Annotated in this window: 11 protein-coding genes and 1 pseudogene; 3 read left to right on the forward strand and 9 right to left on the reverse strand. The window is 59.7% G+C overall.

Going from position 1 to position 14,246, the window contains the following annotated elements; genetic code table 11:
• Positions 1–101 precede the first annotated feature (101 nt).
• Positions 102–623, reverse strand: coding sequence for a lactoylglutathione lyase (gloA, locus tag BLT55_RS07275; RefSeq protein WP_054999966.1), 522 nt, complete (start codon positions 621–623; stop codon positions 102–104).
• Between the two features lie 154 nt (positions 624–777).
• Between gloA and BLT55_RS07280 the strand changes: the two genes are divergently transcribed.
• Positions 778–1,335, forward strand: a complete 558-nt coding sequence (locus tag BLT55_RS07280; protein ID WP_054999967.1) for a DUF4946 domain-containing protein — start codon at positions 778–780, stop codon at positions 1,333–1,335.
• A gap of 497 nt (positions 1,336–1,832) precedes the next feature.
• Here BLT55_RS07280 and BLT55_RS07285 read toward each other — a convergent pair whose 3' ends face one another.
• From BLT55_RS07285 to mexE, 5 genes and pseudogenes are all read right to left on the reverse strand, one after another.
• The gene (locus BLT55_RS07285; protein ID WP_054999968.1) at positions 1,833–2,195 is read right to left on the reverse strand and encodes a histone-like nucleoid-structuring protein, MvaT/MvaU family; all 363 of its coding nucleotides are present in this window, start codon (positions 2,193–2,195) and stop codon (positions 1,833–1,835) included.
• A 487-nt stretch (positions 2,196–2,682) separates the two neighbouring features.
• On the reverse strand, positions 2,683–3,777 hold the full coding sequence (locus BLT55_RS07290; RefSeq protein WP_074800229.1) for a tetratricopeptide repeat protein: 1,095 nt from the start codon (positions 3,775–3,777) through the stop codon (positions 2,683–2,685).
• A 141-nt stretch (positions 3,778–3,918) separates the two neighbouring features.
• Positions 3,919–5,316, reverse strand: coding sequence for an efflux transporter outer membrane subunit (locus BLT55_RS07295; RefSeq protein WP_054999467.1), 1,398 nt, complete (start codon positions 5,314–5,316; stop codon positions 3,919–3,921).
• Positions 5,316–8,495, reverse strand: a pseudogene (locus BLT55_RS07300) (efflux RND transporter permease subunit). Before BLT55_RS07300 ends, BLT55_RS07295 begins: the two are co-directional and overlap by 1 nt.
• 12 nt (positions 8,496–8,507) lie before the next feature.
• Positions 8,508–9,749 carry a multidrug efflux RND transporter periplasmic adaptor subunit MexE gene (mexE, locus tag BLT55_RS07305; RefSeq protein ID WP_054999466.1) on the reverse strand — a complete coding sequence of 414 codons (1,242 nt, stop codon included), beginning with the start codon at positions 9,747–9,749 and terminating at the stop codon, positions 8,508–8,510.
• Between the two features lie 347 nt (positions 9,750–10,096).
• Here mexE and BLT55_RS34705 point away from each other — a divergent pair, with 347 nt between their 5' ends.
• Together BLT55_RS34705 and BLT55_RS34710 are read left to right on the forward strand one after the other, a co-directional pair.
• Positions 10,097–11,278, forward strand: a complete 1,182-nt coding sequence (locus BLT55_RS34705; RefSeq protein ID WP_375233481.1) for a methyl-accepting chemotaxis protein — start codon at positions 10,097–10,099, stop codon at positions 11,276–11,278.
• A 42-nt stretch (positions 11,279–11,320) separates the two neighbouring features.
• Positions 11,321–12,025, forward strand: coding sequence for a methyl-accepting chemotaxis protein (locus BLT55_RS34710; RefSeq protein WP_371745308.1), 705 nt, complete (start codon positions 11,321–11,323; stop codon positions 12,023–12,025).
• Between the two features lie 67 nt (positions 12,026–12,092).
• Here the strand turns inward: BLT55_RS34710 and BLT55_RS07315 are convergent, their stop codons facing one another.
• Genes BLT55_RS07315 through ehuC form a run of 3 tightly spaced genes read right to left on the reverse strand, consistent with a single transcriptional unit; the run spans position 12,093 to position 14,213 of the window.
• Positions 12,093–12,890 carry an amino acid ABC transporter ATP-binding protein gene (locus BLT55_RS07315; RefSeq protein WP_054999465.1) on the reverse strand — a complete coding sequence of 266 codons (798 nt, stop codon included), beginning with the start codon at positions 12,888–12,890 and terminating at the stop codon, positions 12,093–12,095.
• Positions 12,883–13,533, reverse strand: coding sequence for an ectoine/hydroxyectoine ABC transporter permease subunit EhuD (gene ehuD, locus BLT55_RS07320; protein ID WP_054999464.1), 651 nt, complete (start codon positions 13,531–13,533; stop codon positions 12,883–12,885). Before ehuD ends, BLT55_RS07315 begins: the two co-directional genes overlap by 8 nt.
• 2 nt (positions 13,534–13,535) lie before the next feature.
• Positions 13,536–14,213, reverse strand: a complete 678-nt coding sequence (gene ehuC / locus BLT55_RS07325; RefSeq protein WP_054999463.1) for an ectoine/hydroxyectoine ABC transporter permease subunit EhuC — start codon at positions 14,211–14,213, stop codon at positions 13,536–13,538.
• Positions 14,214–14,246: the final 33 nt, after the last annotated feature.

Below are 14,246 nucleotides of genomic sequence, written 5' to 3' on the forward strand. Positions count from 1 at the left end.
GGGGCTTTTTCGTTACTGCCGAATCTCTCGATCAGTCCGCAACACCAACTGGCTCACGCTCGAAACGTGAGAAGCCCTCAGTCATGAGGACCGCGATGGTCTCAAAGCGGCGTCGGCTGGATAATTTCTACCCAGTAACCATCCGGGTCCTTGATGAACGCCAAGCTGTTCATGCGGCCGTCGGACAGGCGCTTCTGGAAGTCCACACCCAACGCCTCAAAGCGCTCGCAGGCAACCTTCACGTCAGGCACCGACACGCAGATGTGACCGAAGCCACGCGGATCGCTGTTGCCATTGTGATACGACGCCGTCGCATCGTTCTCGGTGCCGTGGTTGTGAGTCAGCTCCAGAATGCCCGGAATCGATTTCATCCATTCATTACGCGCAGCATCGTCCTGCGGGATCTGCGCCTTGTCGACCAGGGCAAGAAAATACAGACTGAATTCAGCTTCCGGGAAGTCGCGCTTCTCAACCAGGCTGAAACCCAGCACGCGGGTGTAGAAATCCAGCGATTGGGTGATGTCCTTGACGCGCAGCATGGTGTGGTTGAACACAAATTGCCGGGTAGCCGCTTCAGGCTCGGCAGTCACGCCTGGATGTGTATTGAGTTCGTGCAAGCTCATCGATATTTCTCCAACAGATGTACAAATTAGTGACAAATGATACGGGGCAGGGTGGTCAGTGCCAAACCGCTGGCAGCGGATAAACCCGTTGCGCCCTTGCCCGGCGGCGGCAACAGGCTCAGAATTTGCGGTCCACCGTACCGGCGAGCCGACCATGATGCTTTCGCACTACCGACGTTTTTTGCCAGGCCTGGGCCTTTTTTTGCTGCTCGGCACTGCCTGTGCTCATGCCGCCGACGCAATGATCGTCTGGCCTGCGGGCTGGGAGGTCGAGTCACTGGCGACCGAATCGGATGCACCCGCCCAGCCCTCCGTGCAAGTCAGACAGCGCGCTGTCAAAAACGATCAGAATGGAAACCCGCTGATGGTCATGGAGCTGACGCAGACTCGTCTGACGCCGGGGCATGAGGTCAATGTGTCCGGTGTATTGCTGGAAATGCGCAAAGCCATTCAGGTCAATTTCGCCCGTGGCGGTTTGCAGAGCGCGTGTACGCATGTGCGTGAAGGTCGACTCAGTGTGGTGCCGGCACTGGAGACAACCTGCACCATCACCCAGAATGGCGTACACGTACTGACCCAGACGCTGGTTGCGGCGGCTAGCAAAGAGCTGGCCTGGTCGTTGTCCTATGCAGGGTCGGCGCAGGGGTATGCGGCCAACAAGGACGAGGCGCTGCACATTCGCGAAAGCCTGCGCCTGGACGCAGTGCAATGAGGTGGACTTTACTGCAGGCAAAAAGAAGCCCGCCGAGGCGGGCATGGGGCGCTATTCCTTTAGCGGTCTTCATCATCTTAGAATCCATGTGAAAAAAGTGTGAAGCTCTGCCGCGCCGCTTGAGCGAAGGCAAATGGCTTACGCGCCTGCTTTAAAGAGTGATTTAATCTCGTGTAACAATTGAGAAACTGAATAATTACTCTACGGTATTCAGCAAATGTTCAGATTTGTAACTGTGCACTGAATCGCTTAACCCGAGAATGTTTATTGGCGTCATTATTTTTGCGGTACCCAATAGGGCTGTTGCGCAAAGTTATATGTACCAATCAGTTCACTTACTCACGCCCAAAGCTGACAGGTTCGCGTAGCGCTGGACTGCAAGCACGCTGTCTATCTGTCGGTCTATCAGCCCAAGCCGCTGTACGGGAAGGCAATCATACGGGCCGCAGGCAGAAAAAAGCCCTGCAAGTGCAGGGCTTCAGGTGACGTAGTTCGAATCAGGCACGCAGCCACGAATCAACAGTGTCCACACCGTATTGTTCTTTCCAGGCTTTGAGTCCGCGATGATTACCGCCTTTGGTCTCGATCAATTCGCCCGTGTGCGGGTTTTGATAAACCTTGACGACGCGTGCGCGGCGACGTTTCGGGCCAGCCGGTGCAACCAGCGACGTGGCGCCTGCAGGGTCCATGATTGCAATGATGTCACGCAGCCTTTTGCCATAGGCGCCCATCAGCTCTTTGAGCTTTTGCTCGAACTCGATCTCCTTTTTCAATCCGGCGTCATTCTTCAACGATTCCAGCTGTGCAAGCTGTTCCTGAAGGGCTTTTTCTGCAGCTCGAAACTCGGCAAGTCTGGACAAGTAATACACTCCAACAATGTAATGGCTGTTGTCAGCCCAATAAAGCGATGAGACAAAACTGTCTGGCCGATTTGCTCACTCGGTTCTGGCCGATACCTGCGGCTTCAATGATCAAACATGGCCTTCCCGGCGGGGGGATGTGCAGATACGGGGTCTTTATAACTCACTAGCCCGCAAATGATGCGCCTTTTTTTTCAGTTAGAAAACAGTCTTCTTCAAAATCATTAAATGAGGTGAGGCGTGGCTGTTGGATATACAGGACGTTTGTTGTGTTATCCGGCGCGATGGCTTGTAAGTTATTTCCGATATTAGCCGATGATGGAAAACGTGCCGCATCGGTTCGGCGCAGTGCAACGTCAGAAACATCTGACAGCCATGAAGGCCATCAGAAATCGACCTATCGGAAATGTCTGCAGACCGCTCGATAAGCGGTTCTTGGCGACCCTCGAAGATGGCATCGAGCCAGTTTTTCAGGCCTCGTCTGGCCCTACAATCCTTGCTGCAGCGCCGGATCGTCAGGGTTCTGCTGTTCCAGCTCGGCCAGCAGCACCTGGACGTTCTGCAACTGGCCGGTTTCCTTCCAGTACTGGACAAGCAGCACCCGGGCCCTGCGATTAGCCGGGTCGTTCTGAACAATCTGGGTCAACTGCTTTTGCGCAGCTTCCAGCTCGTTCAGCGAATGCAAGGCGGTGGCGAGGTCGTAACGGTAGTCGTTGTTTTCAGGGGCGAGCTCGGCAGCCTTCGCCAGACTGAGCACGGCGAATTCAGCCTGTCCGTGGTTCAGCAGCCAGATACCCAAGGCATGCTGGAGCATCGATGAGCCGGGGTTGTGCTCCAGCAACCGGGCGAACAGGGCTCTCGCCTGTTCGGCCTGGCCTTTGCGGTCCAGCAGTTCAATGTGCGCCAGCGCTGCTTCAGTGTTACCTGGATCAAGTGCCGTGGCTTGTTGCAGTGCGCTCAGGGCGGGTTCGAGATCGCCAGTCTGCAGATACAGTTTTGCCAGTTGCAGTTGATTCTGTGCACTCGGCGGTCGACTTTTCAGTGCCTCCTGATAAACCTCGGCACTTTGCTGCAGAACGGCAAAATACAGCCCCAACTCATCGGGTGACAGACCCGGCAGGGCGTCGGTGGCGTGAAACCTGACGGATTGGTCGTCGTCATCCAGCAGCGGGCCGAGCAGCAGGCTGCGCTGGCTGTTGGAAACCAGTTTGACGCTGACGTCGATGGCGGCTTCGCGAATTCGCGGCGATGAATCCCCCAGCCCGGCATCCAGCAGTTTGAGGGCCTGCGGGCTTGGGTAGTCGCTCAGTTCGGCAAGCAGGTTGATGCGCTGCGCCTCGGACAGGTCAGTGCGCGCTAACTGCTGATACAGCACGCGCGCCGCGCCGGGCTTGCCATCGTGAGCCTGCTCCAGCGCCTGCTCGTAGGTATGGCTGAGTTTGGCGGGCGCTGTCTGTGCCGGCGTGCGCCACCACCAGAATGCCAGCGCAAGCACTAGCAGCGCAGCGGCCGCTGCGCCGATCAACCAGCGACGTCGAGTAACGGGGGGAGGCGACAATCCCTTGAATGGCAATCTGGGCATAGCGGTTTCCAGTGCTTGACGGGGTGCAGCTTCGGATAGCGGGTCGCAGCTGTCAAACGCCAATCGTATGACGAACGGATCAGCGACAAAAAAGCCCCGCGTCCTGAAAAGAGCGCGGGGCTGTGTCGGCCGTCGGTCAGATCAGGCCTGGGGCTGCCAGCCGCCGCCCAATGCCTTGTAGATCGCTACGATGCCACGATACAGCTCGATTTCCGCTTGAGCCTGGGAATCCTCGGCGGCCAGACGTTCGCGCTCGGCGTTCAGCAGCACCAGGAAATCCGCAGTGCCCTCGCGGTATTGCACCGAAGCCAGCCTGGCGGCGGCGCGGCTCGACTCGCTCTGGCGCATCAGCGCCACCAGACGTTGCTGGCGCTTGTTGTAGTCACTGAACGCGTTCTCCGACTCCTCAAGGGCCAGCAAAACCTGCTGCTCATAGTTGGCCAGCGCACCCTCGGCGTCAGCATCGGCGCTGCGAATCTGCGCGCGGACACTGCCCAGATCGAAGGCTGCCCAAGTGATGCTCGGGCCCAGCGACCATGCTCTGGCGGCGGACGAGCCTATCTGCGAGCCACGCCCGGCGGTAAAACCCAGAAAACCGCTCAGGCTGACGCGCGGAAACAGGTCGGCTGTCGCCACGCCGATCCGCGCAGTCGACGCGGCAAGCTGACGCTCGGCGGCGCGTATGTCGGGACGATTGCGCAGCACCTGCGTTGCATCGCCGATCGGCAGGGCCTTGGCGATGGCGGGCAGTTTGCTCGGGCTCAGGTCGACGCTGAGGGTGTCCGGGCGTTCGCCCAACAGTGTTGCGATGCGGTTGCGCTGGCGAGTCTGTTCGGCCTGCAATTGCGGAACCGTGGCTTCGACCGCAGCAAGCCGCGCGTCGGAACGCACCACGTCCAGCTCGTTGCCGACCCCGGCATCGCGCAGTTGAGTGGTGATGTCCTGAGACTTCTGCTGGTTGGTCAGATTGTCGCGGGCGATGGCTTCACGCAATTGTGCTCCGCGCAGTTGGCCGTAAGCGTCCACCACTTCGGCAATCAGTGTGACCTGAAGCTGATACAGATTGGCTTCGGCCGCGTCCTGGTCGGCATCGCTGGCTTCCAGCTGGCGCTGGATACGCCCGAACAGGTCGACTTCCCACGCCATGTCGAGGCCCAGGTCATAGCGCTCGCTGTTGACCCGGCGCTCGGTGATGCCGGGCTGTTGACCCTTGCCGATGTCACTGCTGGCGCGGCTGGTCACAACCGGCATGATGTCGTTGGCGACGTCATCACGTATGGCCCGTGCCGACTTGAGGCGGGCAAATGCGATGCGCAGATCACGGTTGCCGTCCAGTGATCGGGCGACCAGCTTATTGAGGGTAGGGTCCTCGAATTGCTGCCACCACTGGGTGTTCATCTTGCTGCGGTCATAGTTGCCCTGGGCCGCTGACTCCAGCTTTGCCGGCGCCGTCTGCGGCGCTTTGTAGTCCGGCCCGACGGCGCAGGCTGCCAGCGCCAGGACCAGCAGGCTCGGGATGAAGAGTTTAAACGCGCTCATCAATGCATCTCCGCAGGCAGTTTTTGCAGTGGCTGCGCACGGGCGGCCTTGCGGGCTTCCTTGCGCTCGACATAGTTACGGATCAACACGTAGAACACCGGTGTCAGCAGCAGGCCGAAGAAGGTGACCCCGAGCATGCCGGAGAACACCGCAACACCCATCGCGTGACGCATTTCGGCACCGGCACCGCTGGACAGGACCAGCGGTACGACGCCCATGATGAACGCGAACGAGGTCATCAGAATCGGGCGCAGCCGCAGCCGGCAAGCCTCCAGCACCGCATCCAGCGGGCTCATGCCTTCAGCCTGTTTATCCTTGGCGAACTCGACGATCAGAATCGCGTTCTTGCACGCCAGACCTACCAGTACGATCAGGCCGATCTGGGTGAAGATGTTGTTGTCGCTACCCGCAATCATCACCCCGGCAATGGCCGAGAGCAGGGTCATCGGTACGATCAGGATGACGGCCAGCGGCAGGCTCCAGCTTTCGTACTGAGCCGCCAGTACCAGAAACGCCAGCAGTACGCAGAGCGGGAACACGAACAGCGCGGTGTTGCCCGACAGGATCTGCTGATAGGTCAGGTCGGTCCATTCGTAGATCATGCCGCTGGGCAGTTCTTCACGAAGCAGTTTTTCCACCGCCGCCTGAGCCTGGCCAGAGCTGAACCCTGGTGCCGCAGCGCCGTTGATTTCGGCGGTGATGAAACCGTTGTAGTGCATGACCCGGTCGGGACCTGCGGTGTCACTGACTTTGACGAAGGTGGCCAGCGGGATCATTTCGCCGAGGTTGTTGCGCACTTTGAGCTGGGCAATCTGATCGGCGTCCTGACGGAACTGCTGCTCAGCCTGAACGTTGACCTGATAAGTGCGACCAAACCGGTTGAAGTCGTTGGCGTACAGCGAGCCCAGGTACACCTGCAGGGTGTCGAAGATATCGCTGACCGCCACGCCATGCGTCTTGGCTTTTTCACGATCGATTGCGGCATCGACCTGTGGCACGTTCACCGTGTAGCTGGTAAACAGCCCGGCCAGTTCCGGCACGCTGCGGCTTTTCGCAATGATGTTCTGGGTTTCCTTTTACAGCTCGTCATAGCCCAGGTTGCCACGGTCTTCGATTTGCAGACGGAAGCCGCCAATGGTGCCCAGACCCTGAACCGGCGGTGGCGGGAAGATCGCCATGTAGGCTTCCTGAATCGAGGCGAACTGGCCGTTCAGCGCGCCGGCAATCGCGTTGGCTGACAGACTGGCGTCCTTGCGCTCATCGAACGGTTTGAGGGTCACGAACACTACGCCGTTGTTGGGGCTGTTGGTGAAGCCGTTGATCGACAGGCCGGGGAAGGCGATCGCGTCTTGTACGCCGGGCTGCTTAAGGGCCAGCTCGGACATGCGTTTGATGACGTCTTCGGTGCGATCCAGGCTCGCGGCGTCCGGCAACTGGGCGAATGCAACCAGGTATTGCTTGTCCTGGCTCGGTACGAAGCCGGTCGGTGTGCTGGCAAAGCCCATCCAGGTCAGGACCATCAGGCCCGCATACACCAGCAAGGCGATGCCGCTGCTGCGAATGACCCTGGCAACCGTGCCGACATAGCCATGACTGGCTTTTTCGAAAAAGCGGTTGAACGGGCGGAACAACCAGCCGCCGAGCAGCTTGTCGAGGAAGCGCGAGAAGCCGTCTTTGGGTGCGTCATGAGCTTTGAGCAATACCGCGGCCAGTGCCGGCGACAGGGTCAGCGAGTTGAACGCCGAGATGGCAATCGTCAGCGCGAACTGTTTGTAGAACTGTCCGCTGAGCCCGGAAATGAACGCCGCAGGTACGAACACCGCGCACAGCACCAATGCCGTCGCGATGATCGGGCCAGTCACTTCGGCCATGGCCTTGTGCGTGGCGGCGACCGGTTCAAGCCCCAGTTCGATGTTACGTTCGACGTTCTCCACCACCACGATGGCATCGTCCACCACAATCCCGATCGCCAGCACCAGCCCGAACAATGACAATGCATTCAGCGAGAAGCCGAACATGTGCATCACGGCGAAGGTGCCGATCAGCGAAACCGGTACGGCGACCAGTGGAATGATCGAGGCGCGCCAGGTTTGCAGGAACAGGATCACCACCAGCACGACCAGAATCAGTGCTTCGAACAGCGTGTGAATCACCGCTTCGATGGAGCCACGAACGAAAATGGTCGGGTCATAAACGATGCTGTAATCCATCCCTTCCGGGAAGCTCTGTTTCAGTTCGGCCATCCGCGCCCGTACATCGTTGGAAATGTCGATAGCGTTGGAGCCGGGACGCTGGAAGATCGGGATTGCCACCGCAGGCTGGTTGTTGAGCAGCGAGCGCAATGCGTACTGGCTGGAACCCAGTTCAATGCGTGCAATATCCTTCAGGCGAGTGATTTCGCCATCGGCACCGGCACGCACCACCACGTTTTCGAACTCTTCCTCACTGACCAGGCGGCCCTGAGTGTTGATCGACATCTGGAAGCTGGTGGCATTCGGCGAGGGCGGAGAGCCCAGTTGGCCAGCAGCGACCTGGCGGTTCTGCTCGCGAATCGCGTTGACCACGTCGGTGGCGGTCAGGTTACGTGACGCAGTTTTGTTCGGATCGAGCCAGACGCGTAGCGAGTAATCGCCCATGCCGAACAGCTGCACGTCGCCGACGCCGCCGAGGCGCGCCAGTTCGTCCTTGATGTTGAGCACCGCGTAGTTGGACAGGTACAGCATGTCGTAGCGCTTGTCCGGCGAGGTCAAGTGCACAACCATGGTCAGGTCAGGGGAGGCCTTGTCCACGGTGATACCGATGCGCGTCACTTCTTCGGGCAATTTGGGTTCGCTGCGGGTCACGCGGTTTTGCACCTGCACCTGCGCGTTGTCCAGGTCAGTGCCCAGTGCGAAGGTGATGGTCAGCGTCAGCTTGCCGTCGGCGGTGGCTTGCGAGGACATGTACAGCATGCCTTCGACGCCGGTAATCGCCTGTTCCAGCGGCGAAGCGACGGTTTCGCCGATCACCTTCGGGTTGGCGCCGGGGAAGTTGGCGCGGACCACGACGGTCGGCGGGACAACTTCCGGGTATTCGCTAATCGGCAGCTGGAACAGCGAGATGGAACCGGCGATGAGGATCAGCAGCGACAGCACGGCGGCGAAGATCGGCCGTGAGATAAAGAATTTGGAGAAGTTCATCGGACGAGTCCCTTAGCCGCGTGGCGCAGAAGCGCTGGCGATATTGACGGCCGGTTTGGGCGTCACGTTTGGCTGGTTGCTGGCGTCGAGGGCCTGGCGTTGTTTGAGCAGTGCAGCGAGGGTCTCGGCGCTGGCCATCGGTGTCATTTCAGGGTCCACAGGCGTACCGGGAAGCACGCGTTGCAGCCCTTTGACGACGATGGTGTCGTCCTTGCCCAGCCCGTTGCGCACGATGCGCAAGACTTCGATTTTCGGGCCCAGCTCGACGGCGCGGTAGGCGGGCTTGTTGTCCTTGTCCATCACTAAAACAAACTTCTTGCCCAGGTCGGTGCCGACCGCTTCGTCGTTGATCAGGACCGCCGAATAAGTGCCGCTGCCGACCAGTTTCAGGCGCGCGTACAGGCCTGGCGTGAAGCTGCCATCCGCGTTATCGAAAACGGCGCGACCGCGAATGGTGCCGGTCCTCGGGTTGACCTGGTTATCGACGAAGTTCATCTGCCCCAGGTGCGGGTTGCCGGTTTCATTGGACAGCCCCAGGTAAACCGGGGTGGTCTGGCCGCGTTGACCCTTGCGAGCGAGTTCGGTGTATTTGAGGAACACGCGTTCGTCAGCGTCGAAGTAGGCGTAGACCTTGTCGGTGGAGACCACGCTGGTCAGCGGAGTGACATCGGCTGTGACAATGTTCCCGGCGGTGATCTCGGCGCGGCTGACGCGACCGGCAATCGGTGCCGTCACGCGGGTGAAGCTGAGGTTCAGTCGCGCCAGGTCCAGTTGCGCCTGGATCGCCGCAACACCGGCCTTGGCTTCTTGCGCCGAGGTGCTGCGCGAGTCGGCCAGCTCGGCGGAAATCGCATTGTTGCTGCGCAGGCGTTCACCGCGCTGGGCTTCGCTTTCACTGCGAGAAGCCACGGCACGGGCCTGTTGCAACTGGGCTTCGAGACGGCGGACTTCGGACTGGAACGGACGGGGATCGATCTGGAACAGCAAATCGCCTTTCTTGACCAGCGAACCGTCGGTGAAGGCGACCTGATCGATCTGGCCTGAGACGCGCGGACGAACTTCGACGGTTTCCGGCGCTTCAAGGCGACCGGTGAATTCATCCCATTCGTTGACCGGCTGCTCCAGCACCTTGGCCACGCTGACCTTGGCTGCGCCAGGCGCTGAAGTGGCTTCTGGCGTACGACCGCAGGCGCTGATCACGATGAGCGCGAGCGCGGTGAGGGGAAAGCGCAGATGGCTGATTGTCTGGGGCATGGGAAGTTCCGCCGAGAATAATGAATGAGCGGATTCTGTTGGCGGGGGGTGTCATTAACGAATCGAATAAATCGAAGGTTACTATCACTCGCAATGATGAATGCGCATAGCACTCGCCGATCCTGTCGGCCAACGTGATCGGCAGCTGTTCGAGTCCGCTCGGCAAAGTCAGCGCGAGCGCAACAGACGTGGCCATCCGGCGCGTGGAGCATCCGCTAGACACACACTAAAAGCCCATGCAATCGGACTATGCATGCGATCAATCTTTGCAATCGCCTTGGCCGTCAAGTTGTTGGTCCGCACGTCGATCTTTGGGTATCACGATAACAACCCAAGGCGAACATTTGATGAAGTCGACATGGCTGGACAATCTGAAAGTCAGTAAAAAGCTGAGCATAGGCTTCGGCCTGATATTACTGGGCGTACTGACGGTGACCACGATTGGTTACCTCAGCGCCAATTTGCTGATCGAGCGGCTGGGCAAGGCCTCCAAGGTGGCTGAAGTGAAAGCCGATGCGCTGAGTATCAGGATCGCTGCGCAGATCTACACCGCAAAGCCTGATGCCGGCAACGCGCAGGGCTACGGCAGCGCGCTGGACAACATGGGCAAGACCATCGAAGAAGGTCTGAGCATTCTGACGGTGCCGGCCAACGCCGAATTGCTCAGAGGGATTCGCGATCAGGCGGGTGGTCTGAGGCAGACGTTCAGCCAGTTGGTGGACAATAACCAGAAAATCGATCAAGCCATGCAGCCGCTGATTGCCATTTCCGAGCAGGTCAGCGGCAGCTTTGAAACGCTTCTGCAAAAGACCTTTGAGGACGCATCGCGCGCGCTGGATCAGAACGCCATCGATCAAGTGAAGATTGCTGGCGACCTGCGCAACGGCATGACCAACTTTCGTCTGGTCTTCCGCCGCTATATCAGCATTCCGACTGCCGAAAACAGGCAGATCACTTTTGATGCAGCAGACTCGCTGATCGCTCAGGTAGGCAGCGCACGCAGCCGGTTGCCGAGCCAGGCTGGCCCGGCGGTCGATACGGCCCTTGCGGCGCTGCAACAGTACAAGTTGTTGATGGTGTCGATCTCGCAACTGATGCAGCAGAACGATCAGATCCGCGACACGCTGCGCCAGGAATCGCTGGACATCGTCAAAAGTGCCGAAGGGTTGATGGCGGGTCAGGTGGTCAGCGCCAACAAGGAAAAGAGCAGCGCCGTGGCCCAGTTGTTCACGGTCGCCACCATCGTCCTGCTGCTGGGTATCTTTGCTGCCATCCTGATTACCCGTCAAATCACGCGTCCGCTGGACTCCACAGTGATCGCGGCCCGCCGCATTGCTGACGGTGACCTGACTAACGACATCAGTACCACGCGACAGGACGAGCTGGGCCTGCTGCAAAACACCATGCAACACATGACCGTGTCACTGCGTACCTTGATCGGCGGTATCAGCAACGGTGTGACACAAATTGCCACGGCAGCCGAAGAGCTGTCGGCCGTGAGTGAACAAACCAGCGCGGGCGTCACCTAGCAGAAAATGGAGGTCGATCAAGTCGCGACGGCCATGAACCAGATGGCGTCGACCGTGCAGGAAGTCGCTCAAAACACCGAAGACGCCTCGCAGGCCGCCAGGCAGGCCAGCGAGCGTGCAGCCCATGGCAGCAGCGTGGTGCAACACGCCACTCGCGAAATCAGCCAGCTGGCCGGTGAAGTCGGGCAACTGGGCCAGGCCATGCAGCGTTTGATTCAGGACAGCGACAAGATCGGTGGAGTGATCGATGTGATCAAGGCGGTCGCTGAGCAAACCAACCTGTTGGCCCTCAACGCCGCCATCGAAGCTGCGCGAGCAGGCGAGCAGGGGCGTGGCTTTGCTGTGGTAGCCGATGAGGTGCGCTCGTTGGCCCAGCGCACGCAAAAGTCCACCACGGAAATCGAAGCGCTGATTCAGGCCTTGCAGCAGGGCACCGGCGCGGCTTCGGATCTGATGGACGCAAGCCGGCAACGAACCGAAGGCACCGTACAGTTGGCGCGTCAGGCCGAGCAGGCGTTGGTGGAGATCACTCACTCGATCGGCACTATCGAGCAAATGAGTCAGCAGATTTCCGCAGCCGCCGAGGAGCAAAGCGCGGTCACCGATGAAATCAACCGCAGTGTGATCAGCGTGCGTGACATCGCCGATCAGTCCGCCACGGCCACCGAGCAAAGTGCGGCGTCCACCGTGGAACTGGCGCGCCTGGGCAGCAACCTGCAAGGCATGGTCGCGCGCTTCCGGATCTGATGGTCATTGCCCTGTTGCAATCAGGCCGTGTAGCAACAGGCCGTGTAGCAAAAAGCAGCGCTGTACGTCAGCGCTGCTCCACCAACTGCAGAAAGCGTCGCGTTCGTTCATTCTCCGGGTTCAGCAGGATTTCGCTGGCTGAGCCGTCCGCCACAATCCGCCCGCCCTCCACGAATAAAACCCGGTCAGCGATGTCCTGCGCGAATTTCATTTCGTGGGTCACCAGCAGCATGGTCATCTGAAACTCATGGGCAATCGAGCGAATCACCGCCAGCACTTCACCGACCAGTTCAGGGTCCAGCGCTGACGTGACCTCGTCGAACAGCATGATCTGCGGCCGCATGGCCAAGGCTCTGGCAATCGCCACACGTTGTTGCTGACCACCGGAGAGCTGACTCGGGTAGGCGTCAGCCTTGTGCGCGAGCCCGACCAGTCTGAGGTATTGATGAGCACGCTCCAAGGCCTCGTCGCGGGCCAGCCTGAGCACACGCAATGGTGCTTCGGTAATGTTTTCCTGCACCGTGAGGTGTGGAAACAGATTGAATTGCTGGAACACCATGCCGACCCGATGAATTACCGGGGCCTTGCGCGAGCCGGGCCAGCGCCAGCGTGAGGCTTGAGCCGGAACCGCTTCGCCGGCCACTTCAATGCGGCCTTGCTGGTAGCTTTCCAGCCCCTTGATCAGGCGCAGCACCGTCGATTTGCCCGAACCGCTCGGGCCGATCAAGGCGACTTTCTGGCCTTGCGGGATGCTCAGATCCAGATGGTCTATGACCCGGTTGCGACCAAAGTCCTTGACCACTTGCCTGAGCTGTATCTGCACCTCAGTGGCGGGCAGGGCGGCGTTGTGTGCGAGATCAGGCATGATTGCGCCTTTCCAGGTAGTTGAACAACAACGAGGTCGGCACACTGATCGCCAGGAACATCAGTGCCATCACCGTGTACGGCTCGTTGTAGCGATAGGTCATGCCCGCGATCTGCTTGGCGGCCTGAAACAGTTCGGGGATGGTGATCACCGCCAGCAGCGGCGTTTCCTTGAACATGCCGATCAGGTAGTTGCCCAGCACCGGCAGCATCGGTTTCAACGCCTGCGGCAGAATGATGCGTCGCCAGGTGTCGCCCCGGTCGAAGTCCAGCGCACGCGCCGCTTCCCATTGCCCGGCAGGGATATCTTCGATTGCGCCGCGACAAGCCTCGGCGATATAAGCCGCGTAATAGCACCCCAGGCCGATCACGCCGGTGGTGATCGCCGGGAAGGTGACGCCTGCCAGCGGCAGCGCGAAGAACAGCACATACAACTGAACCATCAGCGGCGTGTTGCGGAAAAAGCTCAGGTAAGCCTTACTCAGGCAATGCACGAGGCTGATCTGCGAGCGTAATGCCAGCGCCAGAATCAGGCCCAGCAGCACCGCCAGCAGAAACCCCAGCACCACGACCTGAACGGTGACCAGCAAGCCCTGAAACAGCTCGGGCATGATCGACCAGGCGAATGCAACATCGAACTCCATGGTCAATTCCTCGCCCGACGCCACGCCGTCGCGTGTCGTTCATAACGCCTGACCAGCCAGCTGAGCGGCCAAGCCATCATGAAATAGCAGACCAGCACGATGCTCCAGATCAGTGTCTGCTGGCCCAGCGTGGTGACCAACTGGCTGCCACTGAAGGTCAGGTCGGTGAGGGTGATCAGCGAGACCAGCGAGGTGGTTTTCAGCAGCTCGACCAATTGATTGCCCATCGGCGGGATCATGAACGGCAAGGCCTGCGGCAGGATGAGGCGGCGAAACGCGCTGACCGGCCCGAAATCCAGTGCCCGCACCGCATCGCGCTGCCCCTGGCTGACGTTGATCAGTGCCGAACGGATGATCTCCGAACCGTAGGCTGAAAACGTCAGGCCCAGACCCAGTACTCCGGTGGTCATCGGCGACAGGCGAATACCGAACAGCGGCAGGATGAAGAACAGGTAAAACAGCAGCACCAGCGCTGAAATACCACGCAATACTTCGACGTACAACGTGGCAAACCAGCGCAGCGCCCGGAACGGCGACAGGCGCATCAGGGCGATGACGAAGGACAGCACCAACACCAGCAACTCGGCGAGGAAGGTGATCTGCAGCGTAACCAGTGCGCCGTGCGCCAGTTGTCTGGCGATGAAACCGGCGGTTTCCAATGTGGCAGGGTCAACAGGCATGGCCTTACTCGTGTGGCTCAGGGCCTTTACTGC

The sequence above is a fragment of the Pseudomonas cannabina genome, assembly GCF_900100365.1.
In the GTDB taxonomy this organism is placed as follows: domain Bacteria; phylum Pseudomonadota; class Gammaproteobacteria; order Pseudomonadales; family Pseudomonadaceae; genus Aquipseudomonas; species Aquipseudomonas cannabina.

Excerpts from the sequence above, each read along its gene's own strand:
- gloA (WP_054999966.1), bottom strand. The coding sequence starts at position 623 with ATGAGCTTGCACGAACTCAATACACATCCAGGCGTGACTGCCGAGCCT.
- BLT55_RS07280 (WP_054999967.1), top strand. The coding sequence starts at position 778 with ATGATGCTTTCGCACTACCGACGTTTTTTGCCAGGCCTGGGCCTTTTT.
- BLT55_RS07290 (WP_074800229.1), bottom strand. The coding sequence starts at position 3,777 with ATGCCCAGATTGCCATTCAAGGGATTGTCGCCTCCCCCCGTTACTCGA.
- BLT55_RS07295 (WP_054999467.1), bottom strand. The coding sequence starts at position 5,316 with ATGAGCGCGTTTAAACTCTTCATCCCGAGCCTGCTGGTCCTGGCGCTG.
- mexE (WP_054999466.1), bottom strand. The coding sequence starts at position 9,749 with ATGCCCCAGACAATCAGCCATCTGCGCTTTCCCCTCACCGCGCTCGCG.
- BLT55_RS34705 (WP_375233481.1), top strand. The coding sequence starts at position 10,097 with ATGAAGTCGACATGGCTGGACAATCTGAAAGTCAGTAAAAAGCTGAGC.
- BLT55_RS34710 (WP_371745308.1), top strand. The coding sequence starts at position 11,321 with ATGGCGTCGACCGTGCAGGAAGTCGCTCAAAACACCGAAGACGCCTCG.
- BLT55_RS07315 (WP_054999465.1), bottom strand. The coding sequence starts at position 12,890 with ATGCCTGATCTCGCACACAACGCCGCCCTGCCCGCCACTGAGGTGCAG.
- ehuD (WP_054999464.1), bottom strand. The coding sequence starts at position 13,533 with ATGGAGTTCGATGTTGCATTCGCCTGGTCGATCATGCCCGAGCTGTTT.
- ehuC (WP_054999463.1), bottom strand. The coding sequence starts at position 14,213 with ATGCCTGTTGACCCTGCCACATTGGAAACCGCCGGTTTCATCGCCAGA.